This window comes from Burkholderia sp. AU32262 (assembly GCF_020419985.1).
GTDB classification, from domain to species: Bacteria; Pseudomonadota; Gammaproteobacteria; order Burkholderiales; family Burkholderiaceae; genus Burkholderia; species Burkholderia semiarida.
Genome location: NZ_JAIZRS010000005.1, coordinates 190,566 through 206,668, shown reverse-complemented (window position 1 = coordinate 206,668; position 16,103 = coordinate 190,566). Strand labels below are relative to the sequence as shown.

The 16,103-nt window shown below is 64.9% G+C and carries 22 protein-coding genes and 1 tRNA gene; 12 read left to right on the top strand and 11 right to left on the bottom strand.

What is annotated here, in order from left to right:
- Positions 1–64: 64 nt before the first annotated feature.
- Together LGN10_RS07935 and LGN10_RS07930 are read right to left on the bottom strand one after the other, a co-directional pair.
- On the bottom strand, positions 65–559 hold the full coding sequence (locus LGN10_RS07935; RefSeq protein ID WP_059576585.1) for a hypothetical protein: 495 nt from the start codon (positions 557–559) through the stop codon (positions 65–67).
- Positions 556–1,107: a hypothetical protein gene (locus tag LGN10_RS07930; RefSeq protein WP_059646366.1), complete on the bottom strand. Its 552-nt coding sequence runs from the start codon at positions 1,105–1,107 to the stop codon at positions 556–558. Before LGN10_RS07930 ends, LGN10_RS07935 begins: the two co-directional genes overlap by 4 nt.
- 289 nt (positions 1,108–1,396) lie before the next feature.
- On the opposite strand from LGN10_RS07930, the gene LGN10_RS07925 reads away from it, so the two are divergent.
- The 3 genes from LGN10_RS07925 (at position 1,397) to LGN10_RS07915 (ending at position 3,752) form a co-directional block, all read left to right on the top strand.
- On the top strand, positions 1,397–1,606 hold the full coding sequence (locus LGN10_RS07925; RefSeq protein ID WP_081083214.1) for a hypothetical protein: 210 nt from the start codon (positions 1,397–1,399) through the stop codon (positions 1,604–1,606).
- Between the two features lie 138 nt (positions 1,607–1,744).
- Complete coding sequence (gene otsA / locus LGN10_RS07920; protein WP_060311941.1) at positions 1,745–3,166, top strand: alpha,alpha-trehalose-phosphate synthase (UDP-forming); 1,422 nt, start codon at positions 1,745–1,747, stop codon at positions 3,164–3,166.
- Positions 3,159–3,752, top strand: a complete 594-nt coding sequence (locus LGN10_RS07915) for an AAA family ATPase (protein ID WP_099316945.1) — start codon at positions 3,159–3,161, stop codon at positions 3,750–3,752. Before otsA ends, LGN10_RS07915 begins: the two co-directional genes overlap by 8 nt.
- A gap of 30 nt (positions 3,753–3,782) precedes the next feature.
- On the opposite strand, the gene LGN10_RS07910 is transcribed toward LGN10_RS07915, so the two are convergent.
- Together LGN10_RS07910 and LGN10_RS07905 are read right to left on the bottom strand one after the other, a co-directional pair.
- A complete protein-coding gene (locus LGN10_RS07910; RefSeq protein ID WP_060311943.1) occupies positions 3,783–5,150 on the bottom strand; it encodes an MFS transporter in 1,368 nt (455 codons plus the stop codon).
- A gap of 182 nt (positions 5,151–5,332) precedes the next feature.
- On the bottom strand, positions 5,333–5,713 hold the full coding sequence (locus LGN10_RS07905) for a DUF5594 family protein (protein WP_059576572.1): 381 nt from the start codon (positions 5,711–5,713) through the stop codon (positions 5,333–5,335).
- 117 nt (positions 5,714–5,830) lie between these two features.
- Between LGN10_RS07905 and LGN10_RS07900 the strand changes: the two genes are divergently transcribed.
- On the top strand, positions 5,831–6,232 hold the full coding sequence (locus LGN10_RS07900; protein ID WP_099316704.1) for a hypothetical protein: 402 nt from the start codon (positions 5,831–5,833) through the stop codon (positions 6,230–6,232).
- Between the two features lie 195 nt (positions 6,233–6,427).
- Here LGN10_RS07900 and LGN10_RS07895 read toward each other — a convergent pair whose 3' ends face one another.
- A complete protein-coding gene (locus LGN10_RS07895; RefSeq protein WP_226222651.1) occupies positions 6,428–6,745 on the bottom strand; it encodes a hypothetical protein in 318 nt (105 codons plus the stop codon).
- A gap of 143 nt (positions 6,746–6,888) precedes the next feature.
- Between LGN10_RS07895 and eco the strand changes: the two genes are divergently transcribed.
- A complete protein-coding gene (gene eco, locus LGN10_RS07890) occupies positions 6,889–7,389 on the top strand; it encodes a serine protease inhibitor ecotin (RefSeq protein ID WP_226222649.1) in 501 nt (166 codons plus the stop codon).
- A 29-nt stretch (positions 7,390–7,418) separates the two neighbouring features.
- Here the strand turns inward: eco and LGN10_RS07885 are convergent, their stop codons facing one another.
- Entirely contained in the window at positions 7,419–8,042 is a 624-nt protein-coding gene (locus LGN10_RS07885) for a TetR/AcrR family transcriptional regulator (RefSeq protein ID WP_089465039.1), read from the bottom strand.
- Positions 8,043–8,157: 115 nt separating this feature from the next.
- Between LGN10_RS07885 and LGN10_RS07880 the strand changes: the two genes are divergently transcribed.
- Positions 8,158–8,898 (top strand): SDR family NAD(P)-dependent oxidoreductase, encoded by a 741-nt coding sequence (locus tag LGN10_RS07880; protein WP_226222638.1) that lies wholly within the window; start codon positions 8,158–8,160, stop codon positions 8,896–8,898.
- Positions 8,899–8,952: 54 nt separating this feature from the next.
- Here LGN10_RS07880 and LGN10_RS07875 read toward each other — a convergent pair whose 3' ends face one another.
- Positions 8,953–9,285, bottom strand: coding sequence for a hypothetical protein (locus tag LGN10_RS07875; protein ID WP_226222636.1), 333 nt, complete (start codon positions 9,283–9,285; stop codon positions 8,953–8,955).
- Between the two features lie 210 nt (positions 9,286–9,495).
- Positions 9,496–9,572 (bottom strand) — tRNA-Met (locus tag LGN10_RS07870).
- A 173-nt stretch (positions 9,573–9,745) separates the two neighbouring features.
- Here LGN10_RS07870 and LGN10_RS07865 point away from each other — a divergent pair.
- The 6 genes from LGN10_RS07865 (at position 9,746) to LGN10_RS07840 (ending at position 14,208) form a co-directional block, all read left to right on the top strand.
- Entirely contained in the window at positions 9,746–10,327 is a 582-nt protein-coding gene (locus tag LGN10_RS07865) for an RNA polymerase sigma factor (RefSeq protein ID WP_226222634.1), read from the top strand.
- A 12-nt stretch (positions 10,328–10,339) separates the two neighbouring features.
- Complete coding sequence (locus LGN10_RS07860) at positions 10,340–10,648, top strand: hypothetical protein (RefSeq protein ID WP_059576549.1); 309 nt, start codon at positions 10,340–10,342, stop codon at positions 10,646–10,648.
- 2 nt (positions 10,649–10,650) lie between these two features.
- The gene (locus tag LGN10_RS07855) at positions 10,651–10,947 is read left to right on the top strand and encodes a 4Fe-4S dicluster domain-containing protein (RefSeq protein ID WP_226222782.1); all 297 of its coding nucleotides are present in this window, start codon (positions 10,651–10,653) and stop codon (positions 10,945–10,947) included.
- A gap of 101 nt (positions 10,948–11,048) precedes the next feature.
- Complete coding sequence (locus LGN10_RS07850) at positions 11,049–11,771, top strand: O-methyltransferase (RefSeq protein WP_413227139.1); 723 nt, start codon at positions 11,049–11,051, stop codon at positions 11,769–11,771.
- 63 nt (positions 11,772–11,834) lie between these two features.
- Positions 11,835–13,004, top strand: a complete 1,170-nt coding sequence (locus LGN10_RS07845; protein ID WP_226222630.1) for a tyrosine-type recombinase/integrase — start codon at positions 11,835–11,837, stop codon at positions 13,002–13,004.
- Positions 13,005–13,479: 475 nt separating this feature from the next.
- Positions 13,480–14,208 (top strand): hypothetical protein, encoded by a 729-nt coding sequence (locus tag LGN10_RS07840; RefSeq protein WP_226222628.1) that lies wholly within the window; start codon positions 13,480–13,482, stop codon positions 14,206–14,208.
- Positions 14,209–14,245: 37 nt separating this feature from the next.
- On the opposite strand, the gene LGN10_RS07835 is transcribed toward LGN10_RS07840, so the two are convergent.
- Genes LGN10_RS07835 through LGN10_RS07825 form a run of 3 tightly spaced genes read right to left on the bottom strand, consistent with a single transcriptional unit; the run spans position 14,246 to position 16,102 of the window.
- Entirely contained in the window at positions 14,246–14,545 is a 300-nt protein-coding gene (locus tag LGN10_RS07835; RefSeq protein ID WP_226222627.1) for a hypothetical protein, read from the bottom strand.
- Positions 14,546–14,571: 26 nt separating this feature from the next.
- Positions 14,572–15,282 (bottom strand): hypothetical protein, encoded by a 711-nt coding sequence (locus LGN10_RS07830; protein ID WP_226222625.1) that lies wholly within the window; start codon positions 15,280–15,282, stop codon positions 14,572–14,574.
- A 16-nt stretch (positions 15,283–15,298) separates the two neighbouring features.
- Positions 15,299–16,102: a ParB/RepB/Spo0J family partition protein gene (locus LGN10_RS07825; protein WP_226222623.1), complete on the bottom strand. Its 804-nt coding sequence runs from the start codon at positions 16,100–16,102 to the stop codon at positions 15,299–15,301.
- Position 16,103: the final 1 nt, after the last annotated feature.

The window sequence follows — 16,103 nt, the reverse complement described above, 5'->3', positions numbered from 1 at the left end:
GCTCGGTGTAACTACGCATCGCAGAATCCCAGGCGCCACGCATGATGCGCGGCGCATCGCACCGTTACTGCAAGTTCCCCCACCGATCGACTGCCGGTTCCGCCGACGCCCACTTCCAGTGCGTGCCTTGCTGGCACGCATTCGCGAAATACCAGTCGGCCTTGTCGCCGTCCTTCACCGAGAACGCGAATTCCTTGCACAGCGCGAGCGCCGACGAGTACGCGCGCGTGACGCGCACTTCGCCTTCGCCGTTTTCCAGCGGCAGCGTGTTCTTCACCTTCCACGGCTTCACTTCGCCGACGGCGAGGCTGCCGGCTGTCTTCGCGATCGCGTCCTGCTGGTTCTGATGAAGCTGCTTCATCGTGCGGTTGACGGCTTCGTCGGTCGCGGCCTGCACGGCAATCCCGACGCCCACGCCGACCGCCGGGTTCGCGGTGACGAGCCCCGTCGCCGCGCCGGCCAGCGCACCGCTCGCCGCGCCGACCGAGCCGCAGCCCGACAGCGCGAGCGTCGCCGCGCACAGCGCGCCGATCGCCGCGATACGGATCGCCACGCTCATTGCAGCGCGCCCCAGCGCTCGGTCGCCGGTTCCGCCGACGCCCATTTCCACACGGGGCCGTCGCGGCAGATGGTGGCGACGTAGAACGCCGATTGCGCGGGCTTGTCGGCCTTCGCCGGCGTATCGACCGCGAACACGATTTCCTTGCAGTCGAGCGGGCCGACGCTGATCATCCGGCTGACCGTCACGCGGCCCTGCTCGTCGTCCTCGATCGGGAACGAATGGTGCGTCGACCACGGCGCGACGCCGCCGACGTCGAGCGGGCCGGCCGCCTTCGCGATCTGTTCCTGCGTGTAGCGGTGCGCGACGCGTTGCGTGTACTGGACGCCCGCCCGTGCGCCGGCGACGGCGCCGAGGCCGATGCCGGTGGCGACGGCGGCGTTGTTGGTGACCTTGGAGGCGATCGCGGCGCCCGCGATACCGGCGCCGGCCGTCGCGCCTTCGCTGTACAGCGAATTGCAGCCGGACAGCAGTGCGGCCGCGGCGATCACGGCCAGCACGACGCGCGCCGGCGTGGCCCGGCGCGGCGATTCGAAGCGAATGTTCATCCCTGAGTGCAAGTCCTGTCTGGGTGAGCGGCGACGCACGCACGCTCCTGATGCCGCGTCATTGTTTCGCAATTGTCATGGGAAAACTGCAAAGCTTTGACAAATCGCCGTGCGGCGGGCCGCGTGCGCGCGGGCGGCGTTATTGTCGAATAGATGAACGACGAGGGGTCGAAACGTTACAAATTGAAGGTAATTGTTACCTTCGGATGCGATCGCGCGACCTAGACTGTTTTGTTATGGAATGTTTCTACGACGGCCTCGAGCCGCGCCGCATATGAGACACCCAGCCATGCGCCGTTCGAAACGGTTGTCACACCGGCCACCCGACGCGGCGGCCGGCCATCCGGAAGACCGCCCGCGTCCGCGGACCGACGCGCCATCGGCCCCGCCCGCGGGCGCGCCGGACGAGGCGCCGTCGGACGGCGACCACAACCAGGGTGGTGCTCGCCCGGAAGGGCTCGACTATCAACGCGACCTCGGTCAGGAGCAGGACGCTTGATACGGTCGTCGCCGCATTCCAGCGCCGTATTTCATTGCAATTCTCGGAACTGAGTCGCCGCGCGGCCGCCTTCGGGCCGCCGCGCCTGCTTTGGCGCGCGTCGCGCGTCAGCCAATCGAATCGAGGAGGGGAAATCGCATGAGCAGATTGATCGTGGTATCGAATCGTGTCGCCGCCGGCGAGGACACGCGCCCGAGCGCGGGCGGCCTGGCCGTCGGCGTGATGGACGCGCTGCGGGAAACGGGGGGCGTCTGGTTCGGCTGGAACGGCGAGATCGTCGGTGCGCCGGACGCCGAGCCCGCGATCCAGCGGGACGGCAACGTGACCTACGCGACGGTCGGCCTGACCCGGCGCGACTACGACCAGTACTACCGCGGCTTCTCGAACGCGACGCTGTGGCCGGTGTTCCATTACCGCGGCGATCTCGCGCGCTTCGACCGGCAGGAGTACGCCGGCTACCTGCGCGTGAACGCGATGCTCGCGAAGCAGCTCGCCGCGCTGTTGCGCCCGGATGACCTGATCTGGGTGCACGACTACCACCTGCTGCCGTTCGCGCACTGCCTGCGCGAGCTCGGCGTGAAGAACCCGATCGGCTTCTTCCTGCATATCCCGTTTCCGTCGCCCGACGTGCTGCGCCTCGTGCCGCCGCACGAGGAACTCGTCAAGTTCATGTGCGCGTACGATGTCGCGGGCTTCCAGACCGAGGCCGACAAGCAGGCCTTCACCGACTACATCGAGCGGCGCGGCATCGGCGCGGCGAGCGACGACGGGATGCTGCATGCGCACGGCCGCGTCGTGAAGGTCGCGGCCTATCCGATCGGCGTGCATCCCGACGCGATCGCGCAGGCGGCCATCCAGTACGGCGCTCGCAAGCCGGTGAAGATGCTGCGCGAGGCGCTGGGCGACCGCAAGCTGGTGATGAGCGTCGATCGCCTCGATTATTCGAAGGGGCTCGTCGAACGCTTCCAGTCGTTCGAGCGGATGCTCGCGAATGCGCCGGGCTGGCAAGGGCGCGTGTCGCTGCTGCAGATCGCGCCGCCGACGCGTTCCGACGTGCAGACCTACCAGCAGATCCGCGAGACGCTGGAAGGCGAGGCCGGCCGCATCAACGGCCGCTTCTCGCAGCTCGACTGGACGCCGATCCAGTATCTGAACCGCAAGTACGAGCGCAACCTGCTGATGGCGTTCTTCCGGATGTCGCAGGTCGGCTACGTGACGCCGCTGCGCGACGGGATGAATCTCGTCGCGAAGGAATACGTCGCGTCGCAGGATCCGGCCGATCCGGGCGTGCTCGTGCTGTCGGAGTTCGCGGGCGCGGCGGCCGAGCTGACCGGCGCGCTGCTCGTCAATCCGTACGATCTGTCGCAGATGGCCGAGGCGCTCGAACGCGCGCTGTCGATGCCGCTCGCGGAGCGGCAGGCGCGTCACGAGGAGAACCTCGCGCGGCTGCGCGAGAACGACCTGTCGGTCTGGCGCGACACGTTCGTCGCCGACCTGCGCAGTGTCGCGGCGGCGGCGTCGGTCACGCGGCGCGCGGGCCAGCGGGCCGCGCATGCGTGAGTTCGCGCAGCGTGCGGCGAGTGACGACGAAGAAGCTGACGACGCAACCGGCCGCTTCTTCGTCGTGACGGGCGGCCCGGGTTCGGGCAAGAGCACGTTGCTCGATGCGCTCGAACGCGCCGGGTTCGCACGTTCGCAGGAAGCCGGGCGCGGCGTGATCCGCGACCAGATGGCCGTCGACGGTCCGGCGCTGCCGTGGCGCGACCCGGCTGCGTTCGCCGAGTTGATGCTGAGCTGGGAGATGCGGTCCTACCATCTCGCGCGGCACGCGCGCGGGCCGGTGTTCTTCGACCGCGGCGTGCCGGACGTGATCGGCTATCTGAAGCTGACCGGATTGGCGGTACCCGCGCACGCGGAAGCGGCGGCGCGGCGTTTTCGTTATCACCGGCGCGTGTTCATCGCGCCGCCGTGGCCCGACATCTATGCGCAGGATACCGAGCGCCGGCAGGATTTCGCGGAAGCGGTGCGGACCCATGACGCGATGGTCGATTGCTATACGTCGTACGGCTATCGGCTGATCGAATTGCCGCGCGCGAGCGTGAAGGCGCGCGTGCGCTTCGTGATGGATACGCTCGACGCCGCTTGACACCCGCCGCGGGTGCGGCGCGCGACGGTGTCAGGCCGCCGGGTCCGGCGGCGGCGACGCGATGCGCAGCAGGCTGACCACCGCGGCCACCGCCGCGAACACCGTGGCGACAAAGAGTGCGATCGTCGGCCCGCGATCGGGCGCGAGCCCGAAAATCAGCGCGACGAGCGCGGCGCCGAACGTCTGGCCCGTCAGGCGGGCGGTGCTCAGCATGCCGCCGGCGCCGCCGCTGCGCTCGCGCGGCGCCGACGACAGCATCGCGCGGTTGTTCGGCGACTGAAACAGCCCGAAGCCCGCGCCGCACAGCGCCATCCGCCACACGATGTCGACCGTGCCCGGGTGCGCGCCGATCGTCGCGAGCGACAGCAGCCCGGCTGCAAACAGCGCAAGCCCGATCCCGCCGAGCATGCCGGCCGAATAGCGGTCCGACAGCACGCCCGCGAGCGGCGCGGCGAACACGATCACGAGCGGCCACGGCGTCATGTAGAGGCCCGTCTCGACCTGCGAGAAGCCGAGCGAATGCTGCAGCCAGAACGGCAGCGCGACGAACGCGAGCATCTGCGACGTGAACGACGCCATCGACGTGTAGATCGACAGCGCGAACATCGGGATGCGCATCAGGTCGACGGGCAGCAGTGGCGCCGGCTGCGACAACTGACGCTTCACGAAGAAGTAGCCGACCACGCCCGCGATGGCCAGTTCCGCCGCGACGTACGCATGACCTTCGCCGTGACCGAGCCCGTCGACGGCCGTGATCAGGAGGCCGAACACGCACGCGTTCATCAGCGCGCTCGGGAAGTCGTACGGCGCGTCGTGCAGCGGGTTGGCCGGCAGCGCGCGCAGGCTGCCGAGCACGGCCGCGATGCCGATCGGCACGTTGACCGCGAAGAGCCACGGCCATGACGCGAACGACAGGATCGCGGACGCGACCGTCGGGCCGATCGCCGACGACAGCGCGACCACCATCGCGTTGATCGACAGCCCGCGCCCGAGCATCGACGACGGGTAGATCATCCTCACGAGCGCCGCGTTGACGCTCATGATGCCGGCCGCGCCGAACCCCTGGATCACGCGCATCACCGCCAGCATCGGCAGCGAGCCGGCCAGCGCGCAGCCGAGCGACGCCGCGGTGAACAGCGCGAGCCCGGCGATGTAGATGCGGCGATAGCCGATGCGCTCGCCGAGCGACGCGAGCGGCAGCAGCGTGATCGTGACCGCGAGCTGGTACGCGTTGACGATCCAGATCGACGCGGCGTCGGACGCGTGCAGGTCGCGCGCGATGGTCGGCAATGCGACGTTCGCGATGGCGCCGTCGAGTACGGCGAGCGTGATGCCCAGGGCGACGCAGACGATCGCCCAGTAGCGTTGCGGAAGCGGCAGGCCGGTATCGGCGTTCATGGCGGGAGCGAGAGCAGGGTTGTCCGCGCACCCGCTTGCCGGTTGCGTGCGCAACCATGTACGCGGGAGGCGGCGATGAACGGCCCGGCCGGCGCGGCTGCACCGGGGCGGGGCCGGTCGAGTGTATCACCGGGCCGCATCGTGCGACGCCAAGCCGCGAGGTGGCCGGCTGGCGCGCGCATTCAGCCTTCGAAGTCGAGACCGCCGAGCCGCACGAGTGGCTCGGCCTGCGTGCGCGACGCGAGATCGATGTCGCGCGCGCTTTGCCATGCGCCGAGCTTTCTCGGCAGCGCGGCGAGGTAGTGCTCGAAGCGTTGCGGGCCGTCGGGTTCCATCAGCCGCTCGATCTCGTCGGTGTCCCACGTCAGTTCGAGATTCAGCGGATGCACGAAGCCGCTCACGTGCTCGTGCGGCGCGCTGCGGATCTGCACGCGCGTCGGGTGCCCGTGCCCGCCATAGGGGACGACGTCGGCCCGCACGTGGTCGGCGAAGAACGCGGCGATCGCCTGCGCGATGCGCGGCGCGAATTCGGTATCGAAACGGCGGGCGGTTTCGGGCTGCATGAAGGCGTCTCCTGTGTGCCGAAAATCGTAGCACGGCGACGACGCGTTTCGGCGTGGGCAATACCGGTAATCGCGCGTTACCACTTGCTGCATCTATTACGGCCGCGTCCCGCCACAATGCATCGCATCCAGTACCACTTCGCGTGGGAGTCCATCATGAAAAAGATTGCCGCAGTGTGTGTCCTCGCCGGTTCGCTCGCGGTGGCGGGGCCGGCATCCGCGCATGGCCGCGACGGAGGCGCCGTCATCGGCGCATTGATCGGCGGCGCGGTGCTCGGCGCGATCGTGACGTCCGCGATGAATCCGCCCGTCGCGTATCAGGCGCCCGTGTACCAGGCGCCGGCCTATCAGCCGCCGACGTACTACCAGGCGCCCGCATACCAGCAGCCGGCCTATCCGACCTACCAGCAGGCGCAGTACCAGGACGACGGCCCGAACTATTGCTACGACCGCTACCAGCGCGCGTACGTGTGCGGTGCGCCCGTGTCCGGCGGCTACGCGCGGCCGGCCGGCTGGTAAGCGGGCCGCGCGCGAGCGCGGTTCCGGGCCGGTCGGGCCGGCGCCCGCCGGCGTTGGCTTTGCCGGGCCGGACGACGAAAGGCCCTCGTTTCATGCGAGGGCCTTTCGTCGTTTGCGTGGCCATTCCGTGGCCGGAGTAATGCGCCGCCGGCCATCGGCGGGCCGTGCGTGGATACAAACGGTTGCAATTGAACGTCAGTGGCGATGACCGCCGCCGTCGCCGCGACCGTGTCCGCCGCCACCGCCTTCGTTCCAGTCGCCACGGCGTCCGCCGCCGCGCCACCAGCCGTTGCCGCGGTTGCCGTCCCAGCGATGGTAGTCGCGCCGGCCGCGATCCCAGTCGCGTCCGCCGCCACCGCCCCAGATGTTGACCGTGCCGTACACGGGGGACGGGGCGTACGCATAGCCGGGATCGGAATAGTAGGGCTGCCCGTAGCCGTATCCGGCGTCCGGGGCGACGACGCAGCCGGCCAGCAGGGTAGCGACGCCGGCGGCAGCAATGAGCTTGAGCATGATGTTCTCCGTTGATTCCGCTATAAGTACCGCGCTCGGGGATTGCCGGCTGTTTGCAATTGTGTCGCCAAATTACGGCTCCGTAAGGTCTTGCGACGAAAGTGTTAGCATCCGGGGCTCATTGGTTTTTCAGGAGCACATCGATGAAATTCGCGATCCGGGCCGCGCTGGCCGCCTTCTGCGTGACGACCGCCGCCGCCTGCGTGGCCGCGCCTGCCTCCGCGCCTGCCGTATCCGCCGAGTCGATCAAGATGTTTCCGCAGGCAGCGGCCGGCCAGCAGCGCGCCGTGATCGCGCTGCCCGCGCTCGAGAACGAAGGCGATGCGCGCGTCGAGCTGATGATCGGCAAGACGTTGCAGACCGACTGCAACCAGCATTGGTTCGGCGGCGAGCTGACCGCCGAGGATGTGAAGGGTTGGGGCTACACGTATTACCGGCTCACCGACGTGAAGGGGCCGGCATCGACGTTGATGGCGTGCCCGGGCCAGGCGCCGCAGCAACGGTTCGTGCAGGTGCGCGGCGACGGTCAGCTGCTGCGCTACAACAGCCGCATGCCGCTCGTCGTCTATGTGCCGGACGGCTTCGACGTGCGCTATCGCGTGTGGCATGCGTCAAAGGACGTGCAGCAGGCTGCGAAGCAGTAACCTTTCTTTCGGCGGTGTCCTGCCGCTATCTATACACCGGCCGCGCTGCTCGTGCCGACGAGCGCCGGCCATGCGGCCAGCGCGGCCTGCGCGACGGCCTCCAGATCGCGGCGGCTCGCGCCGTCGCGCGCCTGGATCGACATGCCTTGCTGAACCGTCACGTAGTAGCGGGCGATCGCGTCGAGGTTCGCGTGCGTTGATATTTCGCCTGCCGCGACGCCTTGCACGAGGCGTTCCCGCAGCGCGTCCACCGTGCCCTCGCGCATCGCGATCAGCGTTTGCCGGACCATATCGGAACGTTCGGCCGGATGCAGCGCCGACAGCACGATCAGGCAGCCGGCCGGCTTCGAGCGCCGCGTGAACACGCGTGCGGTATCCATCAGGTAGCTGCGCACGGCCTCGTACGCGCTGGCCGCCCGTTCGACGCCGCCCCAGATTTCCCGCCCCTCGGTTGCGCGGTAATGCTCGAGCGCTTGCCGGAACAACGCTTCCTTGCTGCCGAAGGCCGCATACAGGCTCGGCGACGCGATGCCCATCGCGGCCGTCAGGTCCGTCATCGACGCCCCTTCGTAGCCGAGACGCCAGAACACCTCCATCGCGCGATCCAGCGCCGCTTCCTTGTCGAAGCTTCTCGGTCGGCCTCGTTCAGCCATTGTGTCCGTTCCTTCGTCGATATCTGTATCGATCGATAAAATAAATCAATTGACTGCGCGGTGCAACGTGCCACATTCTGTGTCGGTCGTTACATAAATTGGGAAAGGAACCGACATGAATCGACTTCAAGGCAAGCGTGCACTCATCACGGGCGGCAGCCGCGGCATCGGCGCGGCGATCGCGAAACGGCTGGCGGCCGATGGCGCGGACGTTGCGATCACGTATGAAAAATCCACCGAACGGGCGCAGGCCGTGGTCGCCGGCATCGAGGCACTGGGCCGCAAGGCCATTGCGATCCAGGCCGACAGCGCCGATCCGGTTGCCGTGCGCGACGCGGTCGATCGTGCGGCGCAGGCGTTGGGCGGCCTCGACATTCTCGTCAACAACGCGGGGATTTTCCGGGCCGGCGCGCTGGACGACCTCACGCTCGACGATATCGACGCGACGCTGAACGTGAACGTGCGCGCTGTGATCGTCGCGTCGCAGGCGGCGGCGCGGCATCTCGGGGAGGGCGGGCGCATCGTATCGACCGGCAGTTGCCTCGCGACGCGCGTGCCCGATGCCGGGATGAGCCTTTATGCGGCGAGCAAGGCCGCGTTGATCGGCTGGACGCAGGGGCTCGCGCGTGATCTCGGCTCGCTCGGCATCACGGTCAACATCGTGCATCCGGGGTCGACCGATACCGACATGAATCCGGCCGACGGCGAGCATGCCGATGCGCAGCGTGCGCGGATGGCGATTCAGCAGTACGGCAAGGCCGACGACGTAGCCGCGCTCGTGGCGTTCGTCGTCGGGCCGGAAGGGCGGTCGATCAACGGGACGGGGCTGACGATCGACGGCGGCGCGAACGCGTAAAGGCCGATGCCCGGCGTGAGTTGGCCGGGTAGGAGGCGTGTGTTCGTGTGCCCGTTACTGGCAGCCGAGGCGCTGGTGCTCGGCTTCCAGGTCGGCTCGTTTGTCGTAGGCGCGCAGTTCGTTGCGCGGCTTGCCGTCCGGGCCTGTTCCTCGCACGACCTTCTGGCCGCGGTCGGGCGAATGCGTGACCGCGTCGATGCCGGCGGCGAGTTCCCGGCAGCGGGCGTCGGGGGACGTGCTTTCCGGGTGCGGGGCTGCCGAAGCCGTGACGTTGGCGATGCCGGGGCTGACGTAGCGCTGTTTGGCGGGAGCCGAGCCGGTGTCGGCGGCGTTTGCCGCGGCGGTCATCGCTGAAAGCGCGGCGAGCGACGCGATCGTTCGAATCATTCGAGAATTCCGTCTGTTGAACCGAAGAAGGTTCGGAATTCTACGCAATGTTCGGTGCATGTCCGCGGCGAACGGGCGAGGTGCGATCGTGTGTCGCACGTCGTGGCGAGCGCTCGATTGCACCATCTTCGTGTACCGCGCCGCGCGCGCAAGCAATATTCCCCAGACAGCAAAAAGCCCGCTTGCTTTCGCAAAGCGGGCTTCGGTATTTGGTTGCGGGGGTAGGATTTGAACCTACGACCTTCGGGTTATGAGCCCGACGAGCTGCCAGACTGCTCCACCCCGCGGCGCGAAGTGTACTTGGGTCGGTGCGCGGAGTCAAACGATTCGTGCAATGACGGGCTGATGTCATATCGGGCCTGTTCCTTGAAACCCCTGTCACGCAGGGAAGCCGATGCGTACAGCCGAAAATTTTTCACACTCGCCACAATATTCGCGCGCCTGAAACGTCTTCAGATGCATGGAACCGCCACCCACTTCGCAAACGATGACCGACCCAGACCGCGACATCACTGCGACAGTGATGCGTGAACGAACGAGGCTAGGGAACTTCATTCGGCGCCGGATCCGCGACCCGGACGATGCCGAGGACGTTCTGCAGGATGTGCTTCACGAATTCGTGCAGGCTTATCGGCTTCCGGCGCCGATCGAACAGGCGAGCGCGTGGCTGTTCCGTACCGCGCGCAACCGCATCATCGATCGTTTCCGCAAGAAGAAGGAGCAGCCGCTGACCGATTTACTCGATGTCGACGACGAAGCGGACAGCGAGTATCGCCTGGATCTCGCGCTACCGGCACACGATGCCGGCCCTGAAGCGCTCTACGCTCGCACGCTGCTGCTCAAGGCGTTGCAGGATGCGCTCGACGAGTTGCCGGCCAATCAGCGCGAGGTTTTCATCGCACACGAACTGGAAGGGCTGTCCTTCAAGGAGCTGGCCGCGCAGAGCGGCGTCACGCTCAATACGCTGCTCGCGCGCAAACGCTACGCGGTCCTGCATCTGCGTGCTCGACTGCAACCCATTTATGACGAACTGGATATCTAGAGGAGTCGACGGATGAATTTTCGAATCAGATGTGCGGGCAAGGCGCTGCTCGTGGTGGTCGCCATCGGCGTGCTCGGATGGGTGGTCATGATGCTGTGGAACTGGGTGATGCCGGGGTTATTCGTCGGCGCACGGACGATCGACTTCGCCCATGCGCTGGGCCTGCTCGTTTTGAGCCGCATCCTGTTCGGCGGATTCCGCGGACACCGCGGCTGGCATGGCCGGCGTCATTGGCGCAAGTGGGAAGCCATGACGCCCGAAGAACGCGAGCAATTCCGGGCCGCATGGCGGTCGCGTGGCAAGCGGCCTACCGAGGAGTGAACATGCGCGAGAAATCAACGGCCGACTGCAAGCAGAAGGCGGGCGTGATTGCGCCCGTCGTCGATCTGAAACGTTGCGAAGGCAAGGGCGATTGCATCACCGTCTGCCCTGAAAACGTGTTCGAGGTCCGGCGCATCGATCAGACCGATTATCTCGATCTTGGCCTGATGCATCGCTTGAAGCTGCGCGTGCACGGAATGAAAGTCGCGTACACGCCGAATGCGCAAGCCTGCCGGTCATGCGGGCTTTGTGTGACGGCGTGCCCCGAACGGGCGATCACGCTTGCCCGACGGGCATAGCATCGCTCGTGCTCGCCGATGATCGAACGGCAGCGCAGGGAGCCTGACGGCGGACTGGCAGTCGCTGGATACGCCGTCTACGTCATCAACTTCGTGAAGGAATGGACTTGGCTTCGACCACCAACGCTCTTTTGCAACGGCTTCATGAAGAAAGCCGGAGCGAAATCATCGCCCGCGCACGCGCGCAGTTCCAGGGGCCGAACGAGGCGTTTCCGACGCTCGTCGACGAATACGAAGCGCTCGCCCCGAGGTTGCGAGGACGGTTTCTCGAGACGTTCGGCCTGTTCACCGAAGATTTCGAGTCATCGGGAGGGCGTGCTCTATCGTTGGCCGTGTCGGCGGAAACGGGAAGGTTTTTGCGCAACATGGTGCTGTCGCAACGGCCGAGCAGAATCCTCGAGCTCGGCAGTTCCTGCGGCGTGTCGACGCTGTATTTCGCCGATGCGCTGCGCACGCTGGGCCGTGGCGTGGTCATTGCAACCGAATGCGATGCGCTCAAGTGTGCGCGTTTGCGGGCTCATGTCGAAGCTGCGGGCCTGGATGCCTATGTCGACGTGCGGGAGGGCGATGTATTCGAGACGGTTGCCGAGCTGGAAGGAGCCGTCGACATGGTGTTTATCGACGTATGGGCCGACGCCTATCTGAATCTGTTCAAGCAGATCGAGCGCCTGCTACGGCCGGGGGCGGTTGTACTCGCCGACAACATGTACACGGCCGAGGACGCCGTTCGACCGTACAAGCATTACCTCGAGGCGGATCCGCGGTTTTCGACCACGACGCTGGATTTTGAGTCGGGGGTGGAGTTTACGGTCGTTGTGGCTTGAGGGAAGTTTCTTGCGAAGCCGGGGCGGTATCGGCTTGTCTGGTCCCCCCGACAGGAAGCGGCAGTGATTCCTTCAACAGCTATCAAACTCCATCAATTACCAACAGAGTCAATACTGGCGGGGCTTTGCGAGCAGGCGAAAGGTACGGGTTCGATTCCAGAGTTCCCCAAAATCCGTCAAATTTCCGCTATCCTTTACGCCAAAATTACGCCAGGGCACAGGATGGCAAGCTACAGAAAGCGGGGCGCGTCGTGGCGCGCGGAAGTCGCGAAGGCGGGTATTCGAGATTCGAGAACGTTCGACACAAAGGCGGAGGCCGTTGCCTGGGCGACCGCGCTCGAGGCGGAAATCGAGGCGGGTCGTAGACGATCCTATTCGAAGGTCAATAAGACGCTCGGAGATGGATTCGACGAGTATCTGGCGAAAGTGTCGCCGTCGATGGGCAAGCACGAATGGAACGAGACTCGGCTCGATTTTTTTTGCAAAGAGATGGAATTCGTGGGCGACCTGATCCGCAACGTGAAGCCGGAACAAATCGCGGCGTGGCGTGATGCGCGGCTCAAGGTGGTCAAGCCGTCGACCGTCAACCGAGACTTGAACCTGCTGTCCGCGGTATTTGAGGCCGCGCGCACAGAATGGAAGTGGGTTCACACGAACCCCGTTCACGAGGTGAAGCGTCCGAAGAATCCGCCGTCACGCGATCGGCGCGTGTCGGACGACGAGGCGGCCGCGATGGCCACGGCTCTCGGGTTGCGGGATGGGGTTCCCCCGAAGAACGTCAAGCAGTACACGGCGCTGGCTTTCCTGCTCGCCCTCGAGACTGGCATGAGGCAGATCGAAATGGCATCGATGACATGGCCGAGCGTGCACCTCGACAAGCGATTCGTGCGGCTGCCTAAGACGAAGAACGGTGATGCGCGCGATGTGCCGCTGTCGACGCGCGCCGTTGAATTGATCCAGCGTTTGCCGAGAATTAAGGGGGAACCGCGATGTTTCCCGGTTGCGCAGACCAGCATGGATGTGATGTGGCGGCGCACGCGCGGGACGCTCGCGAAGAAGCGGCCCGAGATCGCAGATTTGAATTTCCACGATTCCCGTCACGAAGCCACGACGCGCCTTTCTCGAAAGCTCCACGTGCTTGCGCTCGCGAAAATGATCGGGCACAGGGATATTCAGTCGCTCATGATTTACTATGATGAGACGGCCGCGGAGCTGGCGGCACGCTTGGACTGACCGACTGTCACAAAGAAAATACAGGATTACGGGGCATGCCTATTTTCCATCGCGAGTGCAACGGAACCACGCAGACGCTTGAGACGATGATCAAACAAATCAATTCCGGCGAAATTTGGGGGCGACCTAAACATCAGGGGAATGGGCTGCTGTCCGTGGCTGCGTTTCCGCGTCCGCTCCCCGATGGCGTAGATGGCATAGAATTCGAAACAGACGTGGAGTGCGATTCACCGGGAACACCAAAGGCGGTCTGGAGTCTAGAGTCTTGTGCTGCGGTGGAGCCCTTTGTGGGGTCGGATGGTTCTGAAATGTGCAAGATGAAGGTTGAGTTCACCCGGATCGTGTGCACTCGCCCTGACAATTTAAAGGGGGTCTCATGCAATTTGTAACGGGATACCCTGATGGCTGGAAGCCCGCCCAGTTTCAGCAAGTGGCGATAGTGGACGTGACGCGCTCTTACCTTCGAGAGCGCGGGATGGAGTTCAGCTCGGGCGAGGACGAGTTGGGTCAGTTCGACGAATGCGTAATCACCGTCGACGGAGACCCATTTATTTTTCAGCAGTACGTGAACCCGCCGCGTGGCGGCTTCGCGGTCGAATTGCCGCGCAGCTTGCTTGACGATACGCCCAAAGTGTCACGCAAATTGTCTGCGCTTTTAGCTCATTTGGGAGTCGAGTCCGAGGATTTAGTTTGGCGTCATGCCGGTGTTGAGCTCCAGTTTCCAGTCCAAGATAAGACTGAACCGCCGTCAGTTGCGGAGGGGGCCACTGAGTCTCAATTGCGTGGCGCCGCGGCGAGGGCGGTTCGTTTCGCGCAGGGTAACTGGACGCAACACTTGTTCGAACCGCCGGACTGGGTCGATCTTTATTCACGTGCCAATGAAGTAACGCGGCCGCTGCTATATCCGTCCAATCCGACCGAGACTCGGCCGTGGCTGATGGAGGTTGATCGCTACCGTATGGCGCTTGATCTCTACCGTACTCACCTTCGTCGGCGGTCAGGGGATGTTAGTGTGTGGGCCGCTGTGCACGAGATGATGCACCGGGCACAAAACGTTCAACATGATCCCGCGTTTGTCACGTTCCTCGTTCACGAGGGCGACGACGATGAAGATGAGCCGACTACCGAAAAGGCGGCGGCCGCGCCGGCGAAACGCACGCGCACGCCGCGTCGTGGCGGCAAATCTGCTAAGCGTGCGGGCTGATATCGGACGAAAAGAGGGTGCCTAGGCACCCTCAGTTTTATTGCGGCTTCCTGCGACGTCCGGGCCGTGGCGTCGGAAGCGTGCCCCGGTTGCGGCGCCCCCATTCGAGTACGTCACTCGCGAACCATCGGCGCTGCGCCTGCTGGCTTTCAACGGGGCGCATGCCGGCGGGAAAATCCTGGCGGGTGACGACTCGCAGCTCGACGGTGGCTTTCGACAGGCCGAGCCATTTCGCGATTTGCTCGGTGTTCCACAGCGTTTCATCGAGCTTCTTCGGTTGCTCGAGCGCAGCGACCAATCGGCGCAACTCGGGCAGCAGCAGCTGCAGTTCGCTCATGTCCATTATTGGGGGCCTCCGCTCGGTCAAGCCGTTCGATCGCGGCTTTGCTGCCGTATTTCTTCGTCGGTCCACGTGGCCGGCGCACCGCAGCGCGTGCACGCAAGCAAATGCGTGTATGCCGAGTTGATGATGGTAATCCCCTGCTGAGCATCTGCCTGAGACGTAGGCGTAGGAGCGACCTCGGCCGGGGCTGCAGTGGCGCCGTCGATGAAGAACGCGCCTTCTTCGGGGTATTCGGTGAGCCAGCAATACATCCCGCTGCCGGCGTGTCCGTCGCCACGCTGGAACGTCAATTCGCTTTCGAGCTGGTCGCGATCGCGATCCGGCGCAATGAAGTCGAGTGCTTCGAGCAACTGAGCGCCTGTCAGGGTGAGTGAGTGGCCGCTGGAGTTGAACAGGGGCTCGGTCGGCTCGATTGCGCCCGCGGCGAGTGCTTGTTTTGCCGTCACCGCATCAGCGTGGCTCAATTTCGAACTCGTCCCATTGCCACCGGCGTCGCCCGTGTCAACAATGCATTCGGCGGCCGGATCAACCTCCATAAGGTTTCTGTCCGTTTCCGGCCGCTGATGTGTTGCCCCGCTCGCCCTTTTGGGAGCGGGGCTCTTTTCATTGGAGTGTCGTTCGCGCAGTAGATCGAGCCAGTTCTCGACGCTTTCGAGTTCGCCATGCTGCAGGCAGTACAGCGCTTTCTCGATCACTTCGGCGTTCGTTTCGGTGTAGTTGTTGGTCGTCATGGTATGTCTTTGCTTGTTAGTGGTTGGTGTTCGTAATGCCGAGAACCCATCTGAGGGCTTCAGCGCGTTCGCCGTCGCATTTCGACAGTTCGTCGGCAATTTGCTTCCGGGTTTTCAAGCGCGGCGACGCATCGCCCATCACTTCGCGTTGAGCGCGCGCCCTTGCGTGACCCGTGTTGCTGTTTGCTGCATCGATGAGGTCGCGCACTTTTTCGCGTTGCTGGTCTGGTTTCATGCGAGCGAGCTTCGCTGCATGGGTCACGGGTACCTTTCCGCTGTCTACTGCCTTTTGAACCTCGGCGCAGCAGTCGAGCAGGGCAAGCGTTGACCGCACGGTCGCGACTTTGCAGCCGAACAGAATGGCGACTTCCTCCTCGGTGTGGTGCCCGAGTTGGCGCGCCATCTTCGCCGCGCGCGTCATCGGCGTCTCCTGCTGGCGGATGGCGTTCTCGCTGGCAATTGCTGCTGACAGTTTCTTGCTCCGGTCCTTCGGTGCAATGCGGCGCACGAAGGCGGGAATTAACCAGGGCTTTTCGCCGCGCTCGCGTCGCCGGCGATTCGCCTCGCGGCAGTTCTTTACCCGCTGGCGACCAGTAACCACTTCGGTCGCGCCCGTCTCCGGGTTCTTCGTGACTTCGATTGGCTGGATGATTCCCTGAAAGTCGATGTTGCGAACCATCGCTTCGTCCAGCGGCCAGTGAACGCGCTCGTCATAGAGCGGGTGCGTTTCGTCGGTCACGAGTGTCAGGTCATCCGGATCGAAATCGAGCAGGTTGCCTTTTCCTTTTGCGCCGTATGCGTCAACTGAATTCTTCGCCATA